Genomic DNA, 24,908 nt, shown 5'->3' with positions numbered 1-24,908 from the left:
TTGTGTAGGAGGTGCCGATCACCCTTTCGTGTGCTTTTCACCAAAGACCTCAAGGGTCACGGAAGCAACGCCGACAAAGGATGCGTGAGTACCCTTGCGCACACCATGATGACCGCCGCCCGCCCTGTCGACTCCGGCCTCGGAGCCCCTGGCGAGCTTGACCGCTACCCCTACGCGGAGGCCCCCGCCGCCGGCCGCGTGGGCCCGCCCTCCTGGGAGGGGGCGGATACCGACCTGGGCCGCGTCGGCCGCCGGAGCGCCGGCAGCCGTGGGCGCGGCCTGCACGGACAGCTCGTCCAGCAGCTCGGCCAGATGATCGTCTCCGGGGACCTCGGAGCCGACCGCCCGCTCGTCCCCGAGGAGATCGGGCAGCGGTTCGAGGTCTCGCGCACCGTCGTGCGCGAATCGCTGCGCGTCCTTGAGGCGAAAGGACTCGTCAGCGCCCGCCCGAACGTCGGCACCCGGGTCCGCCCCGTCAGCGACTGGAACCTGCTCGATCCGGACATCATCGAGTGGCGCGCCTTCGGGCCGCAGCGGGACGACCAGCGCCGCGAGCTGATCGAGCTCCGCTGGACGATCGAGCCCCTGGCCGCCCGGCTCGCCGCCGGGCACGGACGCGAGGACGTGCAGCAGCGGCTCGCCGACATGGTCGAGATCATGGGCCACGCGTTCACCCAGGGAGACGGCATTACCTTCTCCCGTGCCGACGCCGAGTTCCACTCCCTCCTCATCCAGCTCGCGGGGAACCGGATGCTGGAGCACCTCTCCGGGATCGTCGCCGCCGCGCTCCAGGTGTCCGGAGGCCCCGTCACGGGCTGCGACCGCCCGAGCGAGCCCTGCCTCGCCCACCACGCCCGGATCGTGGACGCGCTGGCGGCGGGAGACGCCCATGCCGCCGAGGCGGCCATGAGGCAGCTGCTCATGGTCCACCCCGAGGTGGACCGCGTCGTCCCCGCCCCGCGCGAACACTGACCCGCGGGCCGTGGCCGGGGGTGCGGAGGCGCGGGCATCGCGCGCCGCCGAGTGCGAGTGCCGCCCGGGGAGCCTGTGAGGTTCCCCGGGCGGCGTCAGGGTTCCGGTGGCGGGAATGTACGCTGATCTACTCCTCTGCGTTATTTGCCGTACATGAGGTGTGACTCGGGCCACGAAGATTGGGCGTAACACTCCTCCGAGCCGTGCGATGACTTAAGAGGTGACGGCCGAGGAAGGAATACAGCAGCCGATGGAGGCGCTGTGCAGTTCCCCGGTCCAGCCCGCGCCGTCGGCACATTCCCCGTCGACGGTCGTCGGCTCCAGCCCGATCCAGGGCGGGGCCGGAAGCCGTTTCCATCGTTCCGAGAGGTTGTTCGTGTCGGCCAGCACATCCCGTACGCTCCCGCCGGAGATCGCCGAGTCCGAGTCTGTGATGGCGCTCATCGAGCGGGGAAAGGCTGATGGGCAGATCGCCGGCGATGACGTGCGTCGGGCCTTCGAAGCTGACCAGATTCCGCCAACCCAGTGGAAGAATGTTCTGCGCAGCCTCAATCAGATCCTCGAGGAAGAGGGTGTGACGCTGATGGTCAGTGCAGCGGAGTCGCCGAAGCGCGCCCGCAAGAGCGTCGCAGCGAAGAGCCCGGTCAAGCGCACCGCCACCAAGACCGTCACCGCCAGGACGACCGTGACGAAGACCACCGTCTCGGCCACGACCGCCGGCGCGGCCGAGGACTCGGCCGACGAGGCCGGTTCGCCCGCCAAGAAGGCGGCCGCGAAGAAGACCGTCGCCAAGAAGACGGTCGCCAAGAAGACCGTCGCGAAGAAGACGGCGGCCAAGAAGACCGCGTCCAAGAAGGACGCCGACGACCTCGGCGAGGGCGAGGAGCTCCTTGAGGACGTCGCGCCCGGCAAGGGCGAGGAAGAGGAGACCGAGGGCGAGAGCAAGGGCTTCGTCCTGTCTGACGAGGACGAGGACGACGCTCCGGCCCAGCAGGTCGCCGTCGCCGGTGCCACCGCCGACCCGGTCAAGGACTACCTGAAGCAGATCGGCAAGGTCCCGCTGCTCAACGCCGAGCAGGAGGTCGAGCTCGCCAAGCGCATCGAGGCCGGCCTGTTCGCCGAGGACAAGCTCGCCAACTCGGACAAGCTCGCGCCGAAGCTCAAGCGTGAGCTGGAGATCATCGCCGAGGACGGCCGCCGCGCCAAGAACCACCTCCTGGAGGCCAACCTCCGTCTGGTGGTCTCCCTGGCCAAGCGCTACACCGGCCGCGGCATGCTCTTCCTGGACCTGATCCAGGAGGGCAACCTGGGTCTGATCCGCGCGGTCGAGAAGTTCGACTACACCAAGGGCTACAAGTTCTCCACGTACGCCACCTGGTGGATCCGTCAGGCCATCACTCGCGCCATGGCCGACCAGGCCCGCACCATCCGTATCCCGGTGCACATGGTCGAGGTCATCAACAAGCTCGCGCGCGTGCAGCGTCAGATGCTCCAGGACCTGGGCCGCGAGCCCACCCCGGAGGAGCTGGCCAAGGAACTCGACATGACCCCCGAGAAGGTCATCGAGGTCCAGAAGTACGGTCGCGAGCCGATCTCCCTCCACACCCCGCTGGGTGAGGACGGCGACAGCGAGTTCGGCGACCTGATCGAGGACTCCGAGGCGGTCGTCCCGGCCGACGCGGTGAGCTTCACGCTCCTCCAGGAGCAGCTGCACTCCGTCCTCGACACGCTCTCCGAGCGTGAGGCGGGCGTCGTCTCGATGCGCTTCGGTCTCACCGACGGCCAGCCGAAGACGCTGGACGAGATCGGCAAGGTCTACGGCGTGACCCGTGAGCGGATCCGTCAGATCGAGTCGAAGACGATGTCGAAGCTGCGTCACCCGTCGCGCTCGCAGGTGCTGCGCGACTACCTCGACTGATCCGGACCCGCCGCCGAGGCGAGGCACGGAGTGTGTGAAGGGCCCGGTTCCCCGAGGGGAGCCGGGCCCTTCGGCCGTATGCGAGGTGCGCGGAACGGGCTTATGCCCGACGCTGGGTGAATCGACGTCGACGGAGAGTCAGGAGACTCCATGCGTGGTTCCCTCAGCCGGGCCTTGACGGGCGCCCTGGGCGTGCTCGCCGCGATGGCGGGCCCACTGGCCTCCGCCGCCCCCGTGGCCGCCGACAGCGTCGTGGTGGGCGGCCGACAGACCCGGAGCGCGGAGGCGCCGTGGGTCGTGGCGCTGTCGAGCCGTGACCGGTTCGGGGGTACGCGCGCGGGGCAGTTCTGCGGGGGCGTGGCCGTCGCGCCGACGAAAGTACTCACGGCGGCCCACTGCCTCGGCCGTGACGTGCTCGACGGCGAGCCGGAGGACGTACGCGACTTCGCCGTCATCGCGGGCCGCGCGGCGCTCGGCGGGCCGGGCGGCGAGGAGATCCGGGTCTCCGACACCTGGGTCGCCCCCGGCTACGACCCGGACGTCAACACGGGCGACCTCGCGGTACTCACTCTGGCGCGCCCGCTGCCCCGTTCGTATGTCATCGGTGTGGCCCGCGCGGGGGACAAGGCGGAGGCGCCGGGAACCGAGGCCGATGTCTACGGCTGGGGAGACACGACCGGCCATGGGGCCTACGCCTCTACGCTGAGGACGGCACGAGTGCGCGTACTGCCGGATACGGAGTGCGAGCGGGCGTACCCGGGAGGTTTCGGGGGCACGTACCGAAGTCGGTCGATGCTGTGCGCGGGGGACCCCGAGGGCGGCAGGGACGCCTGTCAGGGCGACAGCGGCGGGCCGTTGGTGGCGCGGGGTCTGCTCATCGGTCTGGTGTCCTGGGGCAGCGGCTGCGGCGACGCGCGGAGTCCCGGTGTCTACACCCGTGTCTCGGCCGTGCTGCCGCCCGGTCTGCGGAAGTCCCTGCCGGACGCCCGGTCGTAGCGGTGCGGCCGGTGCGTGAGCGGTGCGTGGGTACGAGAACGGGCGGCCACCCCCCTGGAGATGCGGGGATGACCGCCCGATATCCGGTGCGGTCAACCGGATCTGGGCTCGTCGTGGATGCGAAGCGTCAGTGTTCGTCGCCGACCGTGCGGGCCGGCACATCCGTCAGCCGGTCCGTCTCATCCTGTATCTCAACGGCGATCTTCTTGAGTTCCGGCTCGAACTTGCGTCCGTGGTGGGCGCAGAAGAGCAAGTCACCTCCGCTGGTCAGGACGACACGCAGGTATGCCTGGGCGCCGCAGCGGTCGCAGCGGTCAGCGGCCGTCAGGGGGCTCGCGGGGGTCAGAACAGTAGTCACGTCGCCTCTTCTCTAGCTCGACGAGCTGTCGTACCAGGGTCAACATCCAACCAGGCCGAAAACGTTCCCGCTCGCGGCTTTTCCTTGAAACTTCTTCCTAGGTGGCTGTTTGCTGCCGGTTGGCGGCGAATGAGCCGTATTGCGTCGCTCTACGGGTTTCGCGTTGCTTGTGTCGGTTGGCCCTCCCGGCGCGGTCGCCGGTTGTTCATGAGGACGTGCCCGGAGCCTAAATGGTTCATGCCTGGAAGGGAACGTGATGTTCGCGTCACCCCAACGAGGGATCGAACACCCATGCGACCCTGGACTAGCATGAGGAAGCGGGGTGGGTGGCGTGACAACGGCTCTACCAGGCATCGGTACCCTCTGTGCGGTGACCGATGCCCGGCCCTACCCCACGGGGCCTGATTTCAAATTCAGCGAGGAGCGAACCGCGTGACCGCCGAAACGTCCGTGCCGTCCAGTGCGCTGCTGACCGCAGACCGTGACGGTTCCAACTACACCGCGCGGCACCTGCTCGTCCTCGAAGGACTCGAAGCGGTCCGCAAGCGCCCCGGCATGTACATCGGGTCCACCGACAGCCGTGGCCTGATGCACTGCATCTGGGAGATCATCGACAACTCCGTCGACGAAGCCCTCGGCGGCTTCTGCGACCACATCGACGTCATCCTCCACGACGACGGCTCCGTCGAGGTCCGGGACAACGGCCGGGGCATCCCGGTCGACGTCGAGCCGAAGACCGGCCTCTCCGGCGTCGAGGTCGTCATGACCAAGCTGCACGCGGGCGGCAAGTTCGGCGGCGGTTCGTACGCGGCGTCCGGTGGTCTGCACGGCGTCGGCGCATCCGTGGTCAACGCCCTGTCGGCGCGCCTCGACGTCGAGGTCGACCGGAACAGCGCCACCCACACCATCAGCTTCCGCCGGGGCGTCCCCGGCATCTTCACCGAGGCGGGCCCCGACAGCCCCTTCGACCCGGGCAACGGCCTCCGCAAGGGCAAGCGCGTCCCCAAGACCCGCACCGGCACGCGCGTGCGCTACTGGGCGGACCGGCAGATCTTCCTCAAGGACGCCAAGCTGTCCTTGGAGACGCTGCACCAGCGCGCCCGGCAGACCGCCTTCCTCGTGCCCGGCCTCACCATCGTCGTCCGCGACGAGCGGGACCTCGCGGGCATCGGCAAGAGCGAGGAGACCTTCCGCTTCGACGGCGGCATCAGCGAGTTCTGCGAGTACCTCGCGCAGGACAAGGCCGTCTGCGACATCCAGCGCCTCACCGGACAGGGCACCTTCAAGGAGACCGTTCCCGTCCTCGACGAGCGCGGCCACATGACCCCGACCGAGGTCACCCGTGAACTCGCCGTCGACGTCGCCCTGCGCTGGGGCACCGGCTACGACACCACGGTCAAGTCCTTCGTCAACATCATCGCCACCCCCAAGGGCGGCACCCATGTCTCCGGCTTCGAGCAGGCCGTCACCAAGACGGTGAACGAGGTGCTGCGCTCCGCCAAGATGCTGCGCGTCGCCGAGGACGACATCGTCAAGGACGACGCCCTCGAAGGCCTCACGGCCGTCGTGACGGTCCGCCTCGCCGAGCCGCAGTTCGAGGGCCAGACCAAGGAGGTCCTCGGTACCTCCGCCGCCCGCCGGATCGTGGCGAACGTGGTCGCGAAGGAACTCAAGGCCTTCCTCACCTCGACCAAGCGCGACGCCAAGGCGCAGGCCCGCGCCGTTCTGGACAAGGCCGTCGCGGCGGCCCGCACCCGGATCGCCGCGCGCCAGCACAAGGAGGCGCAGCGCCGGAAGACCGCGCTGGAGTCCTCCTCGCTGCCGGCCAAGCTGGCCGACTGCCGCAGCGACGACGTGGAGCGCAGCGAACTCTTCATCGTCGAGGGAGACTCCGCCCTCGGTACGGCCAAGCTGGCCCGCAACAGCGAGTTCCAGGCGCTGCTGCCGATCCGGGGCAAGATCCTCAACGTCCAGAAGTCCTCTGTCTCGGACATGCTCAAGAACGCCGAGTGCGGAGCGATCATCCAGGTCATAGGAGCGGGCTCGGGCCGCACCTTCGACATCGACGCGGCCCGCTACGGGAAGATCGTCCTCCTGGTCGACGCCGACGTCGACGGCGCGCACATCCGCTGCCTGCTGCTCACGCTCTTCCAGCGCTACATGCGGCCCATGGTCGAGGCGGGCAGGGTCTTCGCCGCGGTGCCCCCGCTGCACCGCATCGAACTCGTCCAGCCCAAGAAGGGCCAGGACAAGTACGTCTACACGTACTCGGACAACGAACTGCGGCAGACTCTGCTGGAGTTCCAGCGCAAGGGGGTCCGCTACAAGGACTCCATCCAGCGGTACAAGGGCCTCGGAGAGATGGACGCCGACCAGCTCGCGGAGACCACGATGGACCCGCGCCACCGCACTCTGCGCCGGATCAACATCGGCGACCTGGACGCGGCCGAGCAGGTCTTCGACCTCCTCATGGGCAATGACGTGGCGCCTCGCAAGGAGTTCATCACCGGCTCGGCGGCGACCCTGGACCGTTCGCGCATCGACGCCTGAGGCTCTCCACCCGTGGGTGGAGCAACACGCTCCACCCACGGGCCGATCACACACTCCTCCACTCTCCGTAGCATGGAAATGACGGAGGGGGACGGATCATGGTGGACACGCTCGACCGAGCACCGACGCGGAACACGGAGAGCGCCGGGAGCGCGGAGAGCACGCAGGGCAGGGAGGCTCCCGGGAGCGCCTGGCCCTCGCGGGAGGCGCTCACCCGGGTGGGAGTGCCCCGAGGGCGGATCGTCCTCGACTACTTCCTGATCGCGGCCCTGAGCGTCTGGGTCCTCGTCGGCTGCTACGCCTCGGGGGCGTTCGGCGGCTGGTACGTCCCGGTGCCTCCGATCGGCTTCGGACTCTGCGGTCTCGCGGCGCTCCGCTACCACCACACGACCCTCGGCCATCGAGCGGCCGCGTCGCTGGGATTGCTCTCGGTGATGGCCCTCTGCGGACTGGGGGCCTACGCTGCCGGGGCTCCGGCGTCCGCGACCGTGATGTGGATAGTCGTCTCGGTCATGGCGATGGAGCGGCTGCCGCTCCGACTGGGACTGGCCACGGTGGCGGTACTCGTCCCCGGCTTCGTGGAAGCCGACGAGACCGGGTTGCTCGGGGCGGGCATCACCACGGCGGCCGTGCTTCTCGCGGGGTACTCGCTCCGGCTGGACGCCCAGGCCAGGGGCGCCGGATTCCAGCTGCTGGCGCAGGAGCGGCTCGCCAGGGAGGCCGAGGCCGCCTCGGCGGCGCTCGCCGAGCGGGCCAGGATCGCCCGAGAGATACACGACGTGCTCGCCCACAGCCTCTCTGCGCAGATGGTGCATCTGGAGGTCGCCCGGCTCCAGATCGAGTCGGGAGCTGAGCCGTCGGAGGTGCTCAAGCTCGTGACCTCGGCCCGCGCCATGGCCAGGGAAGGCCTCGCCGAGACCCGGCACGCCCTGTCGGCCCTGCGTGGCGAGATGGTGCCCGTCGAGGACTACCTGCGGGACCTGGCACGGGAGGGCAAGGCCCGGGTCGATGTCACGGGAGAGCGCAGGGAGTTGCCCGCCGAAGCCTCCCAGGCGGTGCGGAGAGTGGCTCAGGAAGCCCTCACCAATGTGCGCAAGCACGCTCCCGGGGCCCACACGAGCATCCTGCTCTCCTACGAGCCGGGCCGGGTCTCCCTGGAGATACGGGACTCGGGGCCGCCACTGACGGAGGAGGACCGAGGCGGGACCGGGCTCGGTTCCTCGGGCTCCGGATACGGGCTGCGCGGTATGCGGGAGCGTGCCGAACTGCTCGGGGGCAGCCTGGACGCGGGGCCCGAGGGGCCCGGGTTCGCGGTGCGGCTGCGGGTGCCGGCGTGAGCGCCCTGGATCAGGCCGACGACCGGCGCGCGGAGCGGTCGGGCCAGGCGGTGTCGGACCGGGCGGAGCTGTCGGAACGGGTGAGGGCGGGCGCCTCCGTGCTGCGGGTGGTGGTCGCCGACGACCAGGCTGTGGTGCGGGAGGGGATCGTGATGCTGCTCACGCTGCTTCCCGGAGTGGAGGTGGTGGGGGCGGCCCGGGACGGGGAGGAGGCCGTCGAACTCACCGCCGGACTCTCGCCCGATGTGGTCCTGATGGACCTTCGGATGCCCCGGTGCGACGGGGTCGAGGCCACCCGCCGGATACGCGAGCGACACCCCGGGACGGAGGTCGTCGTGCTCACCACGTACGCCGACGACGACTCGCTGTTCCCGGCGCTGCGGGCCGGAGCGCGGGGGTATCTCACCAAGGACGCGGACGGAGAGGAGATCCTGCGAGCCCTGCGGGATGTGACCGACGGGCGGGCGGGGCTCTCGCCCACCGTGCAGCGACGGTTGATCGAACAGCTGATGGAGGCCCCCGCCGGACCGCCCGTTCCCCAGGCGGAGGGGCTCACCGAGCGGGAGACGGAAGTGATCACACTGGTCGCGGACGGGCTCTCCAACCAGGAGATCGCGACCCGGCTGCGGATCTCGACGGCCACGGTGAAGACCCACATCAACAACCTCTTCGCGAAGACGGGCGTACGCGATCGAGCCCAGGCCGTGCGCTACGCGTATCAGCACGGTCTGGTCAGGACACCTGGGAGAAGGGGCACTTGATGGGGTGAAAGACGGGGATGACGATTGGTGATGGAGGTGACCAAGTCCACCGGCTGCCCGTCGAGGAGGGCGAGCGACTCGGTGAACGAGGGGCGGGGGCGGCCGAGAGGGTGGGCGAGTAGGCGACGGCGGAGACCCGGAGTCCGGGCACCTTGGCGGTGCGGGCGACGTTGGCCCGGACGGCCCGGACGGCCCGGACGGCCCGGACGGCCCGGACGGCCCGGACGGCCCAGGACCCGCCAAACCCGGACGGCATCGTCCGCAGTGACGTCCACATCAGCCATTGGGTCTCCTCCACAGGACCTGGCGTCGTGCCGTTCGGAGGAGGGCGTCGGGCCTGCCAGAAGACCTGCGCCCCGCGCGCCGGCTCTTCCGCGCCGATCCGCCCGCGCGCCGTCCTGTCCGACCACGCCGCGCGCCCGTACCCCGTCCCGGTCCGGGCGGAAGCGCGCAGAGCCGGTGGCGGCGAGGTGCCTATTCTGGAGGTTTCCCACGGCCGTGGGGCACGAAGGAACCGGAGGCACGTCCCTTGACCACGCAGCAGATCCCCGTTGTCGTCCTGGCCGGGTTCCTCGGGGCGGGGAAGACCACGCTCCTCAACCATCTGCTGCGCAGCGCCCGGGGCACCCGTATCGGAGTGATGGTCAACGACTTCGGGGACATCGGCATCGACGCGATGAGCGTCGCCGGGCAGGTCGGCTCCACGGTCTCCCTCGGCAACGGGTGTCTCTGCTGCGCCGTCGACGCGAGCGAGCTGGACGAGTACCTGGAGGTGCTCACCCGGCCCGAGTCCCGGCTCGATGTGATCGTGATCGAGGCGAGTGGGCTCGCCGAGCCGCAGGAACTCGTCCGGATGGTGCTGGCCAGCGAGAACGACCGGATCGTCTACGGCGGGCTCGTGCAGGTCGTCGACGCGGCCGAGTTCTCGGCGACCCGGCGGCGTCACCCCGAGACCGACCGGCATCTGCCGATCGCCGACCTCGTGGTGGTGAACAAGGCCGACCGCGTCGCCGGGGAGGAACTGGAAGCCGTCCGCCGCACGGTGGGCGAGCTGGCGGGGAAGGCCGTGGTGGTCGACGCCACGCACGGCCGGATAGACCCCGAACTGCTCTTCGACCGGGTGGTTCCCGAAGGGGAGATCGAGGGGCAGATGTCCATCGAGGACATCCTCTACGCCCTGGACGAGGACGACGCGCATGCGCACCCGCACACGGCGTACGAGACGGTTTCCCTGACCGCCGCGAGCCCGCTGCACCCGCGTCGGCTCATGGCCTTCCTCGACGGGCGACCCGAGGGGCTCTACCGGATCAAGGGCTTCGTCGACTTCGGCGCCGCCGACCCGGACAACCGCTACGCCGTGCACGCGGTCGGGCGCTTTCTGCGCTTCTACCCCGAGCGGTGGCCCGAAGGCGAGGAGCGGCTGACACAGCTCGTACTGATCGGCTCGGGCATCGACGCGGCCGCCCTCCGCAAGGAACTCGCGGCCTGCGAACTCGACGGGCCGCAGGACACCCCCGACGAGCACGGCATGTGGGGTGTCCTGCGATACGTACAGCGGAAGGAAGCGGAGCCGGAGGCCCGCGACCAGGAAGGTTCCTAGGGCCCGTCCGACCGTCCCGTCGGGGGCCCTGCCCGCCCGGCGCGACCGCTCGGCGGACGGCCGGGACACCCGGGTAGCTCCGCTACGAGGGCGCCCCGGCCGCACGCCGGTCGGACGCATCGAACGACCCGGCAGGACCCGGCAGGATCCGACGCGAAGGGGCGGACAGGCCCTGGACGTCCTTCGGATCCTGCCGGGCTCGCCCTGATCCCCAGGACACGCACTTCCAGGGGCGCCGCACCTAGCTCGCGGGGCCCGCCACCACGTCCACCGGCATGGGGAGCGGAGTGCCCGAGCCGTCGCGGCGCGGGTCCGGCTCCGGGAGCGGCACCGGGGCGCCGCTCTTCTGGGCGGCACGGGCCGGGGTGGCGCCCGCCCAGGCCAGGATCAGGACGTCCTCGCCCTTCAGGAAGCGCTGGCAGCGGACGCCACCGGTCGCGCGACCCTTGCGCGGGTACTGGTCGAAGGGCGTCAGCTTCGCCGACGTACCCGCCGAGGAGTCCAGGGTGCCCGTGGAACCCGCGACGGTGAAGACGACGGCGTCCGCCGCAGGGTCGACGGCCGCGAACGAGAGCACATCCGCGCCCGCCGTCAGCTTCACGCCCGCCATGCCGCCCGCCGGGCGGCCCTGCGGGCGCACCTGCGAGGCCGGATAGCGCAGGAGCTGGGCGTCGGAGGTGATGAAGACCAGATCCTCCTCGCCCGTCCGCAGCTCGGTCGCGCCGACGATCCGGTCGCCCTCCTTGAGGGTGATGACCTCCAGCTCGTCCTTGTTCGCCGGATAGTCCGGGACCACACGCTTGACCACGCCCTGGAGCGTGCCGAGGGCGAGACCGGGGGAGGACTCGTCGAGCGTGGTGAGGCAGACCACGGTCTCGTCCGCCTCCAGGGACAGGAACTCGGAGAGCGGCGCGCCGCCCGCCAGGTTCGGGGCGCTCGCCGTGTCCGGCAGCTGCGGCAGGTCGATCACCGCGAGCCGCAGCAGCCGCCCGGCCGATGTCACCGCGCCGATGTCACCGCGCTGGGTGGCGGCGACCGACGAAAGGATCACATCGTGCTTGACGCGGCCCGCCTCGGGGTCGGCCGGGGGCAGCTCCGCCGTCGCCGTACGGGCCAGCAGCCCGGTGGAGGAGAGCAGCACCCGGCAGGGGTCGTCGGCGACCTCAAGGGAGACGGCGGCGACCGGGGCGCCGGCCGACTCCAGGAGGACCGTCCGCCGGTCCGTGGCGAACTTCTTGGCGACGGCGGCCAGTTCCGCCGAGACCAGCTTGCGCAGTTCCGCGTCTGAGTCGAGGATTCCGGTCAGCTCGTCGATCTCGCCGTTGAGCCGGTCGCGCTCGGTCTCCAGCTCGATGCGGTCGAACTTGGTGAGGCGGCGCAGGGGGGTGTCCAGGATGTACTGCGTCTGGATCTCGCTCAGCGAGAAGCGCTCCATCAGGCGCTCCTTGGCCTGAGCGGAGTTCTCGCTCTCCCGGATCAGCCGGATGACCTCGTCGATGTCGAGCAGCGCGACGAGCAGGCCCTCCACCAGGTGGAGCCGGTCGCGCTTCTTGGTGCGGCGGAACTCGGAGCGCCTGCGGACCACGTTGAAGCGGTGGTCGAGATAGACCTCCAGAAGCTCCTTGAGGCCGAGGGTGAGGGGCTGTCCGTCGACCAGTGCCACATTGTTGATGCCGAAGGACTCCTCCATCGGCGTCAGCTTGTAGAGCTGTTCGAGGACCGCCTCCGGCACGAAGCCGTTCTTGATCTCGATGACCAGACGCAGCCCGTGGTTGCGGTCGGTCAGGTCCTTGACGTCCGCGATGCCCTGGAGCTTCTTGGAACCGACCAGGTCCTTGATCTTGGAGATGACCTTCTCGGGGCCGACCGTGAAGGGCAGCTCGGTCACGATGATGCCCTTGCGGCGGGCCGTGACCGTCTCCACGCTCGTGGTGGCGCGGATCTTGAAGGAGCCGCGGCCCGACTGGTACGCGTCCTTGATGCCGGAGAGGCCGACGATCCGCCCGCCGGTCGGCAGGTCGGGGCCGGGCACGAAACGCATCAGCGTTTCAAGGTCGGCGCCGGGGTGGCGGATCAGATGCCGGGCGGCGGCGATGACCTCGCCGAGGTTGTGCGGGGGCATGTTGGTCGCCATGCCGACCGCGATGCCCGAAGCCCCGTTGACCAGCAGGTTCGGGTAGGCGGCCGGCAGTGCCACCGGCTCCTGCTCCTGGCCGTCGTAGTTCGGGGTGAAGTCGACCGTGTCCTCGTCGATGGACTCGGTCATGAGGAGGGCGGCGGGGGCCATCCGCGACTCCGTGTACCGCATGGCGGCCGGCGGGTCGTCGTTGCCGAGCGAGCCGAAGTTGCCGTGCCCGTCGACGAGCGGGAGCCGCATGGAGAAGGGCTGGGCCATGCGGACCATGGCGTCGTAGATGGAGGCGTCGCCGTGCGGGTGCAGCTTGCCCATCACCTCGCCGACGACGCGGGCGCACTTGACGAAGCCACGCTCGGGCCTGAGGCCCATCTCGTTCATCTGGAAAACGATCCGGCGCTGGACGGGCTTCATGCCGTCCCGGGCGTCGGGCAGGGCGCGCGAGTAGATCACCGAGTACGCGTACTCGAGGAAGGAGCCCTGCATCTCGTCGACGACGTCGATGTCGAGGATTCTCTCCTCGAACGCGTCGTCCGGCGGCGGTGTCTTCGTGCTGCGGCGGGCCATCGCGGCTGCGGCTCCTTCACCAACAAGGTTGATCTGACGCGGACCATTGTGGACCGTGCCACCGACAACGCCGACCGCGACCCGGACGAGGGACATCTGGAAAGGATGGGAACTTCGCCAGGTGTCGGCGCGCTTGCATACAGTGGCAGGACTTTTTCACATCGCGATCGAAGGGACGTACATGCCCATGGGTCACACGGCCACGGCCGAGGCCGGCTCCGGCGGCCTGACAGCGACCGAGCACCGGTTGGCGAACGGCCTGCGCGTGGTGCTCTCCGAGGACCACCTGACCCCGGTCGCCGCGGTCTGCCTCTGGTACGACGTCGGCTCGCGCCACGAGGTCGAGGGCCGCACGGGCCTCGCCCACCTCTTCGAGCACCTGATGTTCCAGGGCTCGAAGCAGGTCCACGGGAACGGGCACTTCGAGCTGGTGCAGGGTGCGGGAGGCTCGCTCAACGGCACGACGAGCTTCGAGCGCACCAACTACTTCGAGACCATGCCGACGCACCAGCTGGAGCTCGCGCTCTGGCTGGAGGCCGACCGCATGGGCTCGCTGCTCGCCGCCCTGGACGAGGAGTCCATGGAGAACCAGCGGGACGTCGTCAAGAACGAGCGCCGCCAGCGCTACGACAACGTGCCGTACGGCACCGCCTTCGAGAAGCTGGTCTCCCTGGCGTACCCGGAGGGCCACCCGTACCACCACACGCCGATCGGCTCCATGGCCGACCTGGACGCGGCCACCCTGGAGGACGCGCGGAACTTCTTCCGCACGTACTACGCCCCGAACAACGCGGTGCTCTCGGTCGTCGGTGACATCGACCCCGAGCAGACCCTCGCCTGGATCGAGAAGTACTTCGGCTCGATCCCGTCCCACGACGGCAAGCGGCCGCCGAAGGACGGTTCGCTGCCCGAGGTCATCGGCGAGCAGCTGCGCGAGGTCGTCGAGGAGGACGTCCCGGCGCGCGCGCTGATGGCCGCCTACCGGCTGCCGCACGACGGCACGCGCGCGTGCGACGCCGCCGACCTGGCCCTGACCGTGCTGGGCGGGGGCGAGTCCTCCCGGCTGCACAACCGTCTGGTCCGCCGTGACCGTACGGCCGTCGCGGCCGGTTTCGGCCTGCTGCGGCTCGCGGGTGCGCCTTCCCTCGGCTGGCTGGACGTCAAGACCTCCGGCGGCGTCGAGGTGCCGCGGATCGAGGCGGCCGTCGACGAGGAGCTGGCCAGGTTCGCCGCCGAGGGCCCGACGCCCGAGGAGATGGAGCGCGCCCAGGCCCAACTGGAGCGGGAGTGGCTGGACCGGCTCGGCACCGTCGCGGGCCGCGCCGACGAGCTGTGCCGCTTCGCGGTGCTCTTCGGAGACCCGCAGCTCGCCCTGACGGCCGTCGATCGGGTCCTCGACGTCACCGCCGAGGAGGTGCGGGCCGCCGCCGCGGCGACCCTGCGTCCCGACAACCGCGCGGTGCTGGTCTACGAGCCTCTGGCGACCGAGCAGAGCGACAGCGACGAGGAAGAGGGGGCGGACCAGTGACCGACGCTGCCGCGTCTTTGACGAGCATGGACTTCCACCCCCAGCCGACACCGGGCGTCGCCCGGCCCTGGGCCTTCCCGGCCCCGGACCGCGGCGCTCTGGACAACGGTCTGACGCTGCTCACCAGCCACCGTCCCGGCCAGCAGGTGGTGGCCGTGGAGATCTTCCTGCCGGCTCCGCTGGACGCCGAGCCCGCCGGTCTCGACGGTGTCGCCACCATCATGGCCCGCGCGCTCTCCGAGGGCACGGACCAGCGTGACGCCGAGGAGTTCGCGGCCGAACTCGAACGCTGTGGCGCCACGCTCGACGCGCACGCGGACCACCCGGGCGTACGGGTCTCCCTGGAGGTCCCGGCCTCCCGGCTGCCCAAGGCGCTGGGGCTGCTCTCCGAGGCGCTGATCGCCCCGGCGTTCCTGGAGACCGAGGTGGAGCGCCTGGTGCGCAACCGGCTCGACGAGATCCCGCACGAGTCGGCCAACCCCGGCCGGCGCGCCGCCAAGCAGCTCTCCAAGGAGCTGTTCCCGGCCGGTTCGCGGCTCTCCCGGCCCCGCCAGGGCACCGAGGAGACCGTCAAGGGGATCGACGCCGCCGCCGTCCGCGCCTTCTACGAGGCGCACGTCAGGCCCGCCACCGCGACCGCCGTGGTCGTCGGCGATCTGACGGGCATCGACCTGGACAAGGTCCTCGCCGAGACCCTGGGCGCCTGGACCGGCGGGCAGGGCGAGCCGCTGCCGATGCCGCCGATCTCCGCCGACGACACCGGACGGGTCGTCATCGTCGACCGTCCCGGCGCCGTCCAGACCCAGTTGCTGATCGGCCGGATCGGTCCCGACCGGCACGCGAGCGTCTGGGCGGCCCAGGTCCTGGGCACGTACTGCCTCGGCGGCACGCTCACCTCGCGGCTCGACCGGGTCCTGCGCGAGGAGAAGGGCTACACGTACGGCGTGCGGGCCTTCGGGCAGGTGCTCCGCTCGGACGCGGCGGGCAACGGCGCCTCGATGCTGGCCATCAGCGGCTCCGTCGACACCCCCAACACCGGTCCGGCCCTCGACGACCTGTGGAAGGTGCTGCGGACGCTGGCCGCCGAAGGCCTCACCGACGCGGAGCGCGAGACGGCCGTGCAGAACCTGGTGGGTGTCGCTCCGCTCAAGTACGAGACGGCCGCCTCGGTCGCCGGGACGCTCGCCGACCAGGTCGAGCAGCACCTCCCGGACGACTACCAGGCCCGGTTGTACGCGCGTCTCGCCGAGACGGGCACCGTGGAGGCGACCGCCGCCGTGGTCAGCGCCTTCCCGGTGGACCGGCTGGTCACCGTGCTCGTGGGCGACGCGGCGCGGATCGCGGAGCCGGTGCGGGAACTCGGCATCGGTGAAGTGACGGTCGTGACGGGCTGATTCGGGCCCGGACGCACCCGCCGGATCGGACGGATGGCCTGAACTCGGCTGCCTGATCCGGTGGTCCGGCCCGGGTCCGCCCGTCTCGATCCGGTGGTCCGGCCGTGTCCATCCGCCTCGATCCGGTGGGGAAGAACCCCGGTGGCACCGTCCACCGGGGTTCTTTATTTGTCCGGATTAGGTCAAAAAGATCATGTATGCCCTGTGGTAAGTCTTACAAAATGCGTGTCCAGTTGGTGATCGACAGGTGATCCGCATAGCGTCGTTCCGACTGTTCGTCGGTTGCACGTGCCGCACCCGCGGCATCGGACAGTCATCGCCGAGTCCCCGTCAGGCGCGAGCCTGGGGAGCCGGGGACCCATCAGTCCCTGGGGTGAATCGGACGCCTTCGCCCGTGCGGAGGGGCCCGTAGGAGACCTTCCTGCTCCGAACCCGTCAGCTAACCCGGTAGGCGAGAGGGAAGGAAAGGACCAGCCCCTTCATGGCGTTCACCCGTGCCACCGGGAAGCATCGTGCTCCGAGCCGGACGGCGCGCCGAGGCGTGGGCTTCGCCGGCGCCGCGACGCTCGCGACCACCGGCGTCATCGGAAGCCTCGCCTCCCCGGCGCTCGCGGCCGAAGGCGACCACCTGTCCCTTGAGGACACCGGCCGCATGCGAGTGATCACCCAGGACTCCCTCTCGGACCCCCTCAACGCCCAGGCCGCCGCCCAGGACCGGGAGGCCTTCGAGGCCGCCGCCAAGGAGAAGGTCAGGGCCGAGGCGAAGCGCAAGGCCGAGGCCCGCGCCAAGGAGATCCGCGAGGCCAAGGAGCGCGCCGCCCGCGAGGCCGAGCGCCGCCGTCTGGACTCCTTCCAGCTCCCCGTCGAGGGCAGCTACGTCTCCACCGGCTACAAGACCGGCGGCTCCCTCTGGTCCTCCGGCAGCCACTCCGGCATCGACTTCCACGCCTCCTACGGCAGCACCGTGGTCTCCGTCGGCTCCGGCACCGTCGTCGAGGCCGGCTGGGGCGGGGCGTACGGCAACAACATCGTCATCCGGATGCATGACGGCACGTACACCCAGTACGGTCACCTCTCCTCCATCGGGGTCAACATCGGCCAGAGCGTCGAGCCGGGCCAGCGGATCGGCATCTCCGGCTCCTCCGGCAACTCGACCGGCCCGCACCTGCACTTCGAGGCGCGCACCAGCCCGGAGTACGGCTCCGACATCAACCCGATCTCCTACCTGCGCGCCCGCGGCGTCCGCGTCTGACCGACGCCCGCGGCGTGCCCGCCCGGTCCTTCCGGCGGCGTCACGTGAAAGCCCCGGCTCACTTCGAGCCGGGGCTTTTCCCTGTTTTTACGCTCGTCATTTTCCATGGGCATCGGAATTTCCGGCGTACTGCAATAGAGTCACGGAGGTGCGTGAAAGCGGCACCGCTCGAATGGTCTCGTACGACCAAAGCGGAGGTTCGGTGACATGAGCGTTCCCGCTCACGCGGTGTGCACGGCGATCCGGGGCGACATCGTCTCCGGTGCCCTCGGGCGGGGAAGCAGACTGACCGAGGACCAGCTCGCCCGCCGGTACGGGGTCTCCCGCGTCCCGGTCCGCGAGGCGCTGCGCACCCTGGAGTCGGAGGGCTTCGTCGTCACCCGTCGGCACGCGGGCGCGCATGTCGCCGAGCCCACCGAGCGGGAGGCGGCCGACCTGCTCGACATGCGGGCCCTGCTCGAACCGCTGGGTGCCGCGCGCGCCGCCCAGCGGCGTACGGAAGCCCACCTCAAGGTACTCGCCGGGCTGGTCAGGCTGGGGCGGGAGCGCGCCGCACGCGGACAGGGCGAGGATCTGCGGGCGCTCGACGGCTGGTTCCACGAGACGCTCGCGCAGGCTTCCGACAGCCCGCCGCTGACGGCGCTGCTGACCCAGCTGCGGCACAAGATCGCCTGGATGTACGTGGTGGAGCGGCCCGAGCGACCGGTGGAGACCTGGGCCGAATACGGCGCGATCGTGGACGCCGTGGCACGCGGGGACGCCGAACGGGCGCGGCGGCTGACGGCACTGCACTGGGAGTGCCGACGCCCGCCGCACCGGCTCAAACGGCTGGGCCCGGCCCGTGTGAGGGTTTCGCAACACGCCGTCAACGTGGCGAGTGCCCACCATTAACGCGTACACCTTGAGAAGGGGGGAGAGGAATTCGGCCAGGCCTCTCCTCGCGTGATTTCACGATGTCCGGAATTCCGCGTCGGGCGTCGAGGACAAAAGCGAAGAGGCCGTGAGTATCGGAATTCCGATACTCACGGCCTCTCGCCGTACGGGTCGCGGTCCGGGCCCGGACGGACCCGGCGCGGGCGGGTCTCGACTCAGACCGTCTCGGGAAGCTCGTCCAGGCCCTCGGCGACCAGCTTCGCCAGGCGGTCCAGCGCGGCCTCGGCGCCCTCGGCGTCGGAGGCCAGGACGATCTCCTCGCCACCCTGCGCGCCCAGACCGAGCACCGCGAGCATGGAGGCGGCGTTCACGGGGGTGCCGTCGGACTTGGCGATCGTCACCGGAACGCCGGAAGCCGTGGCGGCACGGACGAAGATGGACGCGGGGCGGGCGTGCAGGCCCTCGGCCCAGCCGACGTTGACGCGGCGCTCAGCCATGGTGTTGCCCTTCAAGTCTCAAGCGGGTTGTCTAGACCAGTCTCTCACGGGAAGTTTCCGCGCAGGCACCGACCTTCGGCCCGGATCGGACCGCCATTGGGCCCTCCCGCGCCGCGCCCGGTGCCTTCCCCACCTTGCACGGCGGCCCCTCGCCGCGCTACCCGTGCCACCGCCGTAGGCTGAGCCCATGCACAGCGCGTCGGAGCAGTCGCAAGCGGCGGACCAGGCAGCACCTCCGGCGGGCCCGGAGGCGGCAGGGGCGGGGGAGCCCTTGGAGCATGCCTATCCCGACCACTGGGAAGCGGACGTGGTGCTCCGCGACGGCGGCACCGCGCGCATCCGGCCCATCGCCGCCGACGACGCCGACCGGCTCGTCAGCTTCTACGAGCAGGTCTCGGACGAGTCGAAGTACTACCGCTTCTTCGCCCCCTACCCCAGGCTCTCCGCCAAGGACGTGCACCGCTTCACCCACCACGACTTCGTGGACCGGGTCGGCCTCGCGGCCACCGTGGGCGGCGAGTTCATCGCCACCGTGCGCTACGACCGCATCGACGACCGGGGGCTGCCCGCCTCCGTCCCCGCCGACGAAGCCGAGGTCGCCTTCCTCGTCCAGGACGCCCACCAAGGACGCGGAGTCGCCTCCGCCCTGCTCGAACACATCGCCGCCGTCGCGCGCGAACGCGGCATCCGGCGCTTCGCCGCCGAGGTGCTCCCCGCCAACACCAAGATGATCAAGGTGTTCACGGACGCGGGCTACACCCAGAAACGCAGCTTCGAGGACGGCTCCGTACGGCTCCACCTCGACCTCGAACCGACCGACCGCTCCCTCGCCGTCCAGCGCGCCCGCGAACAGCGGGCCGAGGCGCGCTCCGTGCAGCGCCTCCTCACCCCCCGCTCCGTCGCCGTCGTCGGAGCCGGACGGACCCCGGGCGGAGTCGGCCGGACCGTGCTCCGCAACCTCCTCGGCGCCGGGTTCACCGGGCGGGTGTACGCCGTCAACACCGCGCTCACGGAAGGCGCCGAAGGCCCCGCCGCGCTCGACGGCGTCCCCGCCCACTCCTCCGTCGGCGCCATCGGCGAACCCGTCGACCTCGCCATCGTCACCGTTCCCGCCGAACGGGTCCCCGAGGTCGTCGCGGACTGCGGCGAGCACGGCGTCCAGGGCCTCGTCGTCCTCTCCGCCGGTTACGCGGAGAGCGGCACCCTCGGGCGCGAGCGACAGCGCGCCCTGGTCCGGCAGGCCCGTTCGTACGGTATGCGGATCATCGGACCGAACGCCTTCGGGATCATCAACACCGCCGCCGAGGTGCGCCTCAACGCCTCCCTCGCCCCGCAGATGCCCGCCACCGGCCGGATCGGGCTCTTCGCCCAGTCCGGCGCCATCGGCATCGCGCTCCTCGCCGGGCTCCACCGGCGCGGCGCGGGCCTCTCCTCCTTCCTCTCGGTGGGCAACCGCGCCGACGTCTCCGGAAACGACTTCCTCCAGTACGGCTACGACGACCCCGGCACCGATGTCGTCCTCCTCTACCTGGAGTCCATCGGCAACCCCCGGAAGTTCACCCGCCTCGCCCGCCGCACCGCCGCCGTCAAGCCGGTCGTCGTCGTCAAGGGCGCCCGGCACAGCGGCAGCGCCCCGCCCGGCCACCGGGTCCCCGTCACCCGCATCCCCTACGCCACGGTCTCCGCGCTGCTCCGCCAGGCGGGCGTCATCCGCGTCGACACCGTCACGGAACTGGTCGACGCCGGGCTGCTGCTCGCCGGCCAGCCGCTGCCCGCCGGGCCCCGGGTCGCGATCCTCGGCAACTCCGAGTCCCTCGGCCTCCTCACCTACGACGCCTGCCTCACCGAGGGGCTGCGCCCGCTGAAGCCGCTCGACCTCACCACGGGCGCGGTCCCCGCCGACTTCCGCGACGCGCTGGCGACGGCGCTCGCCGACGACGCGTCGGACGCGGTCGTCGTCAACGCGATCCCCTGGGCGGGGGAGGGCGGCGCCATCGAGTTCGGCGACGGCGAAGTCCTCGCCGCCGCCCTGCGCGAGGCCGTCGCCTCCGCACCCGCCCCGGTGAAGCCGGTGGTCGTCGTGCACGTCGAGATGGGCGGCCTCGCGGAGGCCCTCTCGGCAGCGGCCAGCACCCGCCCGCCCGCTCCGGCCAGCACCCGCCCGCCCGCTCCGGCCGGCTCCCGCCCGCCCGCACCGACGACCACCACCGCCTCATCCGTCCCGCCTGCGCCGGATGCCACCACCGTCCCAACCGTCCCGCCCGCACCGGCCCCCACCACCGCCTCATCCGTCCCGCCCGCACCGACCGCCACCCCCACACCAGGCGCAGCTGCCGAGCCCGGCACCATCCCCGCCTATCCCGCCGCCGAGCGGGCCGTGCGGGCGTTGGCCGAGGCCGTGCGGTACGGGCAGTGGCGACGGCAGGCCGCCGAGCCCGGACGCGTACCCGAGTACGACGACATCGACGAGGCGGGAGCCGCCGCCCTCATCGAGCGGCTGCTCGGCGGGGCCGAGGCCGAGGCCCGGGGGGTGACCCTCGACACCGAGCAGACCGGGGAACTCCTCGCCCGGTACGGCGTCACCGTCCGCCCCGCCCTGCCCGCGCCCACCCCCGACGCCGCCGTCACGGCCGCCGCCCGGCTCGGCTACCCGGTCGCCCTCAAGACGACCGCACCGCATCTGCGCCACCGCCCCGACCTCGGCGGCGTCCGCCTCGACCTGGCGACCGAAGGACAGCTCCGGACGGCGTACGCCGAGCTGACCGAGGCCCTCGGCACACCGGAGGTGCTCCAGCCGGTCGTCCAGGCCATGGCGCCCCGGGGCGTCGACACCGTGGTCCGCGCCGCCATCGACCCGGCCGCCGGAGCCGTCCTCTCCTTCGGCCTCGCCGGTGCCGCCTCCGAACTGCTCGGCGACATCGCCCACCGGCTGGTCCCCGCCACCGACCGGGACGTGGCCGAGCAGGTCCGTTCCCTGCGCACCGCGCCCCTGCTCTTCGGCTGGCGCGGCGCCGCGCCCGTCGACACCCCGGCCCTCGAAGAGGTCCTGCTGAGGGTCTCCCGGCTCGTCGACGCCCATCCCGAGGTGATCGCCGTCTCCCTGGAGCCGGTGGTCGTGGCCCCGCACGGACTCTCCGTCCTCGGCGCCACCGTCCGACTGGCCCCGCCGGCCCCCCGTACGGACCTCGGTCCCCGCAGCCTGCCGAGGTACTGAGGGGCCTGAGGGGGCCCTCGGGCCCCGTAGGATGGAGCCCATGGCAAAGAGCGGTACGACGACCCAGGGGCTGCGCGCGGCGATCGAGCGCAGCGGCTACTACCCGGCCCTCGTGGCCGAGGCGGTGGAGGCCGCCGTCGGCGGTGAGGCCGTCGCGTCGTACGTGGTGCACCAGGAGACCACCTTCGACGCGAACGAGGTGCGCCGCCACGTCACCGTCCTCGTCCTGACGCCGCACCGCTTCATCGTCAGCCACACCGACGAGCAGGCCGCCGACGGCAGCTCCCCGACGCCGTACGCCACGACCTCCACCGAGTCCGTGAAGCTGGACCGGATCTCGTCGGTCGTCGTCAGCCGGGTCGTCGCCAACCCCGAGTCGTACACGCCGGGCACGCTGCCCCGCGAGGTCGTCCTCACCATCGGCTGGGGCGCCGTCTCCCGGATCGACCTGGAGCCCGCCGCCTGCGGCGACCCCAACTGCGACGCCGACCACGGCTACACCGGGAACTCCACCGCCGACGACCTGAGCCTGCGGGTGAGCGACGCGGGCGACGGCCCGGACACCGTCCGGCAGACCCTCGCCTTCGCCCAGGCACTCTCCGAAGCCATCGCGGCCACCGCCGCGCCCGCCCGCTGATGGCGCACCCGACCACGGTGGCCCACGGCTGGCCCGACGACCCGGTCCCGCTGGCCGCGGAGACCGCGCCGGTCCCCGAGTACGGCTCCGGATCCCTCGCCGACCTGCTGCCGACGCTCGTCGCGGGGCAGGGCGTCTCCGGTTTCGCCGGACGGATCGAGGAACTCTCCCCGGCCGACCGGAACTGCGTCTTCCTGATCGACGGCCTCGGCTGGGAGCAGATCAAGGCCCACCCGGACGAGGCCCCCTATCTGACCTCGCTCCTCGGCTCCTCGCGGGGCGGCACGGGACGCCCGCTCACCTCCGGCTTCCCCGCCACCACCGCGACCTCGCTGGCCTCCGTCGGCACCGGCCGCACCCCGGGGACGCACGGCCTCCCCGGGTACACCGTGCGCGACCCCGCCTCCGGCGAGCTGATGAACCAGCTGCGCTGGAGGCCGTGGACCCCGCCGAAGGTCTGGCAGCCGTACCCCACCGTCTTCCAGCTGGCGCACGAAGCCGGGATCCACACCGCCCAGGTGTCGTCCCCGACCTTCGCGCAGACGCCCCTGACCCAGGTCGCGCTCAGTGGCGGAACGTTTCACGGGCGGCTCTCCGGCGAGGAGCGCATGGACGTCGCCGCCGAGCAGCTCGCCGCGGGCGACCGCGCGCTGGTCTACACGTACTACAGCGAACTCGACGGCGCGGGACACCGCTTCGGCATCGACTCCGACGCCTGGCGCGGTCAGCTCATGTGCGTCGACCGGCTGGTCCGGCGGCTCGCGGAGCAGCTGCCGCCCCGTTCCGCGCTGTACGTCACGGCCGACCACGGCATGGTCGACATCCCCTTCGACGAGCAGCACCGCATCGACTTCGACGAGGACTGGGAGCTGCGCGCGGGCGTGGCCCTCCTCGGCGGCGAAGGACGGGCCCGGCACGTCTACGCCGTGCCCGGCGCCGAGGCGGACGTCCTCACCTGCTGGCGCGAGGTCATCGGCGAGCAGTTCTGGGTGGCGAGCCGTGACGAGGCGATCGCGCTCGGCTGGTTCGGCGACGAGATCGACGAGCGGGTGTACGGCCGGATCGGCGACGTCGTCGCCGCCGCCCACGACGACGTGGCGATCACCGCCTCCGTCCACGAGCCCAACGAGTCCGCGATGGCCGGGATGCACGGCTCCATGACCCCCGCGGAGCAACTGGTCCCGCTGCTCGAAGTGCGCTCCTGACCCCCTCTCCGTACGTACCCCTTCCCCCCCCACACCCCGAAAGGTCCCCGACCCGTCATGCCCGAGCTGGTCTTCTTCTCCGGAACCATGGACTGCGGGAAGAGCACCCTGGCTCTCCAGATCGCCCACAACCGCGACGCGCGGGGACTCCAGGGCGTGATCTTCACCCGTGACGACAGGGCGGGCGAGGGCAAGCTCTCCTCCCGGCTCGGTCTGGTGACGGAGGCGGTCGAGGCGCCGAGGGACATGGACGTGTACGCGTACCTCGTCGGCCAGCTCTCCCAGGGCGGCAAGGCGGACTACGTGATCGTGGACGAGGCGCAGTTCCTCGCCCCCGAGCAGATCGACCAGCTCGCCCGGATCGTCGACGACCTCGGCCTCGACGTCTTCGCCTTCGGCATCACCACGGACTTCCGCACCAAGCTCTTCCCCGGTTCGCAGCGCCTCATCGAGCTGGCGGACCGCATCGAACAGCTCCAGGTCGAGGCCCTGTGCTGGTGCGGCGCCCGCGCCACCCACAACGCGCGCACGGTCGGCGGCGCGATGGTCGTCGAAGGCGAGCAGGTGGTGGTCGGGGACGTGAACCGCCCGGCTGAGGAGATCGGCTACGAGGTGCTCTGCCGCCGCCACCACCGCCGCCGGATGACCGCCGCCTCCGCCCGCGCGGGAGCCCTGTCCCCGGACGTCCTGCCGGTCAGCTGAGCGCGGCGGCCGGACACCCGGGCCCGCCGAATCCTCCAGGTGGGCCGCCCTCCGCCCCCGGGAGTTCACCCGGACGGCGCCGGAACACCCCCTGGTGATGGGGTACGGGTCGCCCGGTTCGGCGGTAATGGCGGTCGGCCCGTGATCACCGCACTCCGGGCGCCCCCGAACCGCGCTCCCTGGAGGACCCGTGCCGCCCGCCGCCGACACCGCGCCCGACGAGGCCGACGGCGAGAGGACGACGAACGGCTCCGAGACCGAGACCGAGGCCGAGACCGTGCCCGAGGCCGAGACCGTGCCCGACAGGGCCGACGGCACGAAGCCGACGGACGGCCCGGCCGCCGACCCGGCCCTCCCGGCCGCCGACCCGGCCCGGAGCCCCGACGGCGAGGGGCCCGCGCCGCGCACCGGCC

The 24,908-nt window shown here is 71.3% G+C and carries 19 protein-coding genes, 1 pseudogene and 1 riboswitch; of the genes and pseudogenes, 16 read left to right on the top strand and 4 right to left on the bottom strand.

Annotated features, from left to right (window positions below; translation table 11 throughout):
- The first annotated feature begins 84 nt into the window (after nt 1-84).
- Nucleotides 85-972: a FadR/GntR family transcriptional regulator gene (locus BU197_RS04435; RefSeq protein WP_188266860.1), complete on the top strand. Its 888-nt coding sequence runs from the start codon at nt 85-87 to the stop codon at nt 970-972.
- A gap of 213 nt (nt 973-1,185) precedes the next feature.
- Here the strand turns inward: BU197_RS04435 and BU197_RS04430 are convergent, their stop codons facing one another.
- On the bottom strand, nt 1,186-1,416 hold the full coding sequence (locus BU197_RS04430; RefSeq protein WP_188266940.1) for a hypothetical protein: 231 nt from the start codon (nt 1,414-1,416) through the stop codon (nt 1,186-1,188).
- On the opposite strand from BU197_RS04430, the gene BU197_RS04425 reads away from it, so the two are divergent.
- Nucleotides 1,349-2,890 carry an RNA polymerase sigma factor gene (locus tag BU197_RS04425; RefSeq protein ID WP_188266859.1) on the top strand — a complete coding sequence of 514 codons (1,542 nt, stop codon included), beginning with the start codon at nt 1,349-1,351 and terminating at the stop codon, nt 2,888-2,890. The two genes, BU197_RS04430 and BU197_RS04425, sit on opposite strands and share 68 nt — an antisense overlap.
- A gap of 150 nt (nt 2,891-3,040) precedes the next feature.
- A complete protein-coding gene (locus BU197_RS04420) occupies nt 3,041-3,886 on the top strand; it encodes a S1 family peptidase (protein WP_188266858.1) in 846 nt (281 codons plus the stop codon).
- Nucleotides 3,887-4,013: 127 nt separating this feature from the next.
- On the opposite strand, the gene BU197_RS04415 is transcribed toward BU197_RS04420, so the two are convergent.
- Nucleotides 4,014-4,244, bottom strand: coding sequence for a hypothetical protein (locus BU197_RS04415; protein ID WP_030211728.1), 231 nt, complete (start codon nt 4,242-4,244; stop codon nt 4,014-4,016).
- A 432-nt stretch (nt 4,245-4,676) separates the two neighbouring features.
- Between BU197_RS04415 and BU197_RS04410 the strand changes: the two genes are divergently transcribed.
- The 4 genes from BU197_RS04410 to BU197_RS04395 all read left to right on the top strand — a co-directional run bounded on the left by BU197_RS04410 (nt 4,677) and on the right by BU197_RS04395 (nt 10,492).
- Entirely contained in the window at nt 4,677-6,794 is a 2,118-nt protein-coding gene (locus BU197_RS04410) for a type IIA DNA topoisomerase subunit B (RefSeq protein ID WP_188266857.1), read from the top strand.
- 98 nt (nt 6,795-6,892) lie between these two features.
- The gene (locus tag BU197_RS04405; RefSeq protein WP_188266856.1) at nt 6,893-8,131 is read left to right on the top strand and encodes a sensor histidine kinase; all 1,239 of its coding nucleotides are present in this window, start codon (nt 6,893-6,895) and stop codon (nt 8,129-8,131) included.
- Nucleotides 8,132-8,283: 152 nt separating this feature from the next.
- Nucleotides 8,284-8,892 carry a response regulator gene (locus BU197_RS04400; RefSeq protein ID WP_411158440.1) on the top strand — a complete coding sequence of 203 codons (609 nt, stop codon included), beginning with the start codon at nt 8,284-8,286 and terminating at the stop codon, nt 8,890-8,892.
- 529 nt (nt 8,893-9,421) lie between these two features.
- Nucleotides 9,422-10,492, top strand: a complete 1,071-nt coding sequence (locus BU197_RS04395) for a CobW family GTP-binding protein (protein WP_188266855.1) — start codon at nt 9,422-9,424, stop codon at nt 10,490-10,492.
- Between the two features lie 241 nt (nt 10,493-10,733).
- Here BU197_RS04395 and BU197_RS04390 read toward each other — a convergent pair whose 3' ends face one another.
- A complete protein-coding gene (locus BU197_RS04390; protein ID WP_188266854.1) occupies nt 10,734-13,193 on the bottom strand; it encodes a DNA topoisomerase (ATP-hydrolyzing) subunit A in 2,460 nt (819 codons plus the stop codon).
- Nucleotides 13,194-13,374: 181 nt separating this feature from the next.
- Here BU197_RS04390 and BU197_RS04385 point away from each other — a divergent pair, with 181 nt between their 5' ends.
- The 4 genes from BU197_RS04385 (at nt 13,375) to BU197_RS04370 (ending at nt 18,258) form a co-directional block, all read left to right on the top strand.
- Nucleotides 13,375-14,721, top strand: a complete 1,347-nt coding sequence (locus BU197_RS04385) for a M16 family metallopeptidase (protein WP_188266853.1) — start codon at nt 13,375-13,377, stop codon at nt 14,719-14,721.
- Between the two features lie 26 nt (nt 14,722-14,747).
- Complete coding sequence (locus tag BU197_RS04380; RefSeq protein ID WP_188266932.1) at nt 14,748-16,115, top strand: M16 family metallopeptidase; 1,368 nt, start codon at nt 14,748-14,750, stop codon at nt 16,113-16,115.
- Between the two features lie 307 nt (nt 16,116-16,422).
- A riboswitch (cyclic di-AMP (ydaO/yuaA leader) is annotated at nt 16,423-16,584 on the top strand.
- A gap of 12 nt (nt 16,585-16,596) precedes the next feature.
- Nucleotides 16,597-17,367 (top strand): M23 family metallopeptidase, encoded by a 771-nt coding sequence (locus BU197_RS04375; protein WP_188266852.1) that lies wholly within the window; start codon nt 16,597-16,599, stop codon nt 17,365-17,367.
- 207 nt (nt 17,368-17,574) lie between these two features.
- The gene (locus tag BU197_RS04370; protein ID WP_188266851.1) at nt 17,575-18,258 is read left to right on the top strand and encodes a GntR family transcriptional regulator; all 684 of its coding nucleotides are present in this window, start codon (nt 17,575-17,577) and stop codon (nt 18,256-18,258) included.
- A 197-nt stretch (nt 18,259-18,455) separates the two neighbouring features.
- Here the strand turns inward: BU197_RS04370 and BU197_RS04365 are convergent, their stop codons facing one another.
- Nucleotides 18,456-18,737 (bottom strand): HPr family phosphocarrier protein, encoded by a 282-nt coding sequence (locus BU197_RS04365; protein ID WP_030222698.1) that lies wholly within the window; start codon nt 18,735-18,737, stop codon nt 18,456-18,458.
- A 187-nt stretch (nt 18,738-18,924) separates the two neighbouring features.
- On the opposite strand from BU197_RS04365, the gene BU197_RS04360 reads away from it, so the two are divergent.
- The 5 genes and pseudogenes from BU197_RS04360 to BU197_RS04340 form a co-directional block, all read left to right on the top strand.
- Nucleotides 18,925-21,951, top strand: coding sequence for a bifunctional GNAT family N-acetyltransferase/acetate--CoA ligase family protein (locus tag BU197_RS04360; protein WP_188266850.1), 3,027 nt, complete (start codon nt 18,925-18,927; stop codon nt 21,949-21,951).
- Nucleotides 21,952-21,991: 40 nt separating this feature from the next.
- Complete coding sequence (locus BU197_RS04355) at nt 21,992-22,588, top strand: DUF5998 family protein (RefSeq protein ID WP_188266849.1); 597 nt, start codon at nt 21,992-21,994, stop codon at nt 22,586-22,588.
- A complete protein-coding gene (locus BU197_RS04350) occupies nt 22,588-23,793 on the top strand; it encodes an alkaline phosphatase family protein (RefSeq protein ID WP_188266848.1) in 1,206 nt (401 codons plus the stop codon). Before BU197_RS04355 ends, BU197_RS04350 begins: the two co-directional genes overlap by 1 nt.
- A 57-nt stretch (nt 23,794-23,850) precedes the next feature.
- Nucleotides 23,851-24,495 (top strand): thymidine kinase, encoded by a 645-nt coding sequence (locus BU197_RS04345; protein WP_188266847.1) that lies wholly within the window; start codon nt 23,851-23,853, stop codon nt 24,493-24,495.
- A 190-nt stretch (nt 24,496-24,685) separates the two neighbouring features.
- Nucleotides 24,686-24,908, top strand: a pseudogene (locus tag BU197_RS04340) (hypothetical protein); the annotation flags it as partial.

It is taken from the genome of Streptomyces sp. CBMA291 (genome assembly GCF_014596525.1).
Taxonomy (GTDB): Bacteria; Actinomycetota; Actinomycetes; order Streptomycetales; family Streptomycetaceae; genus Streptomyces.
This window is presented reverse-complemented; position numbering and strand designations above follow the sequence as displayed.

Excerpts from the sequence above, each read along its gene's own strand:
- BU197_RS04430 (WP_188266940.1), bottom strand. The coding sequence starts at position 1,416 with ATGAGCGCCATCACAGACTCGGACTCGGCGATCTCCGGCGGGAGCGTA.
- BU197_RS04420 (WP_188266858.1), top strand. The coding sequence starts at position 3,041 with ATGCGTGGTTCCCTCAGCCGGGCCTTGACGGGCGCCCTGGGCGTGCTC.
- BU197_RS04405 (WP_188266856.1), top strand. The coding sequence starts at position 6,893 with ATGGTGGACACGCTCGACCGAGCACCGACGCGGAACACGGAGAGCGCC.
- BU197_RS04400 (WP_411158440.1), top strand. The coding sequence starts at position 8,284 with ATGCTGCTCACGCTGCTTCCCGGAGTGGAGGTGGTGGGGGCGGCCCGG.
- BU197_RS04390 (WP_188266854.1), bottom strand. The coding sequence starts at position 13,193 with ATGGCCCGCCGCAGCACGAAGACACCGCCGCCGGACGACGCGTTCGAG.
- BU197_RS04385 (WP_188266853.1), top strand. The coding sequence starts at position 13,375 with ATGCCCATGGGTCACACGGCCACGGCCGAGGCCGGCTCCGGCGGCCTG.
- BU197_RS04380 (WP_188266932.1), top strand. The coding sequence starts at position 14,748 with ATGGACTTCCACCCCCAGCCGACACCGGGCGTCGCCCGGCCCTGGGCC.
- BU197_RS04375 (WP_188266852.1), top strand. The coding sequence starts at position 16,597 with ATGGCGTTCACCCGTGCCACCGGGAAGCATCGTGCTCCGAGCCGGACG.
- BU197_RS04370 (WP_188266851.1), top strand. The coding sequence starts at position 17,575 with ATGAGCGTTCCCGCTCACGCGGTGTGCACGGCGATCCGGGGCGACATC.
- BU197_RS04365 (WP_030222698.1), bottom strand. The coding sequence starts at position 18,737 with ATGGCTGAGCGCCGCGTCAACGTCGGCTGGGCCGAGGGCCTGCACGCC.
- BU197_RS04360 (WP_188266850.1), top strand. The coding sequence starts at position 18,925 with ATGCACAGCGCGTCGGAGCAGTCGCAAGCGGCGGACCAGGCAGCACCT.
- BU197_RS04355 (WP_188266849.1), top strand. The coding sequence starts at position 21,992 with ATGGCAAAGAGCGGTACGACGACCCAGGGGCTGCGCGCGGCGATCGAG.
- BU197_RS04350 (WP_188266848.1), top strand. The coding sequence starts at position 22,588 with ATGGCGCACCCGACCACGGTGGCCCACGGCTGGCCCGACGACCCGGTC.
- BU197_RS04345 (WP_188266847.1), top strand. The coding sequence starts at position 23,851 with ATGCCCGAGCTGGTCTTCTTCTCCGGAACCATGGACTGCGGGAAGAGC.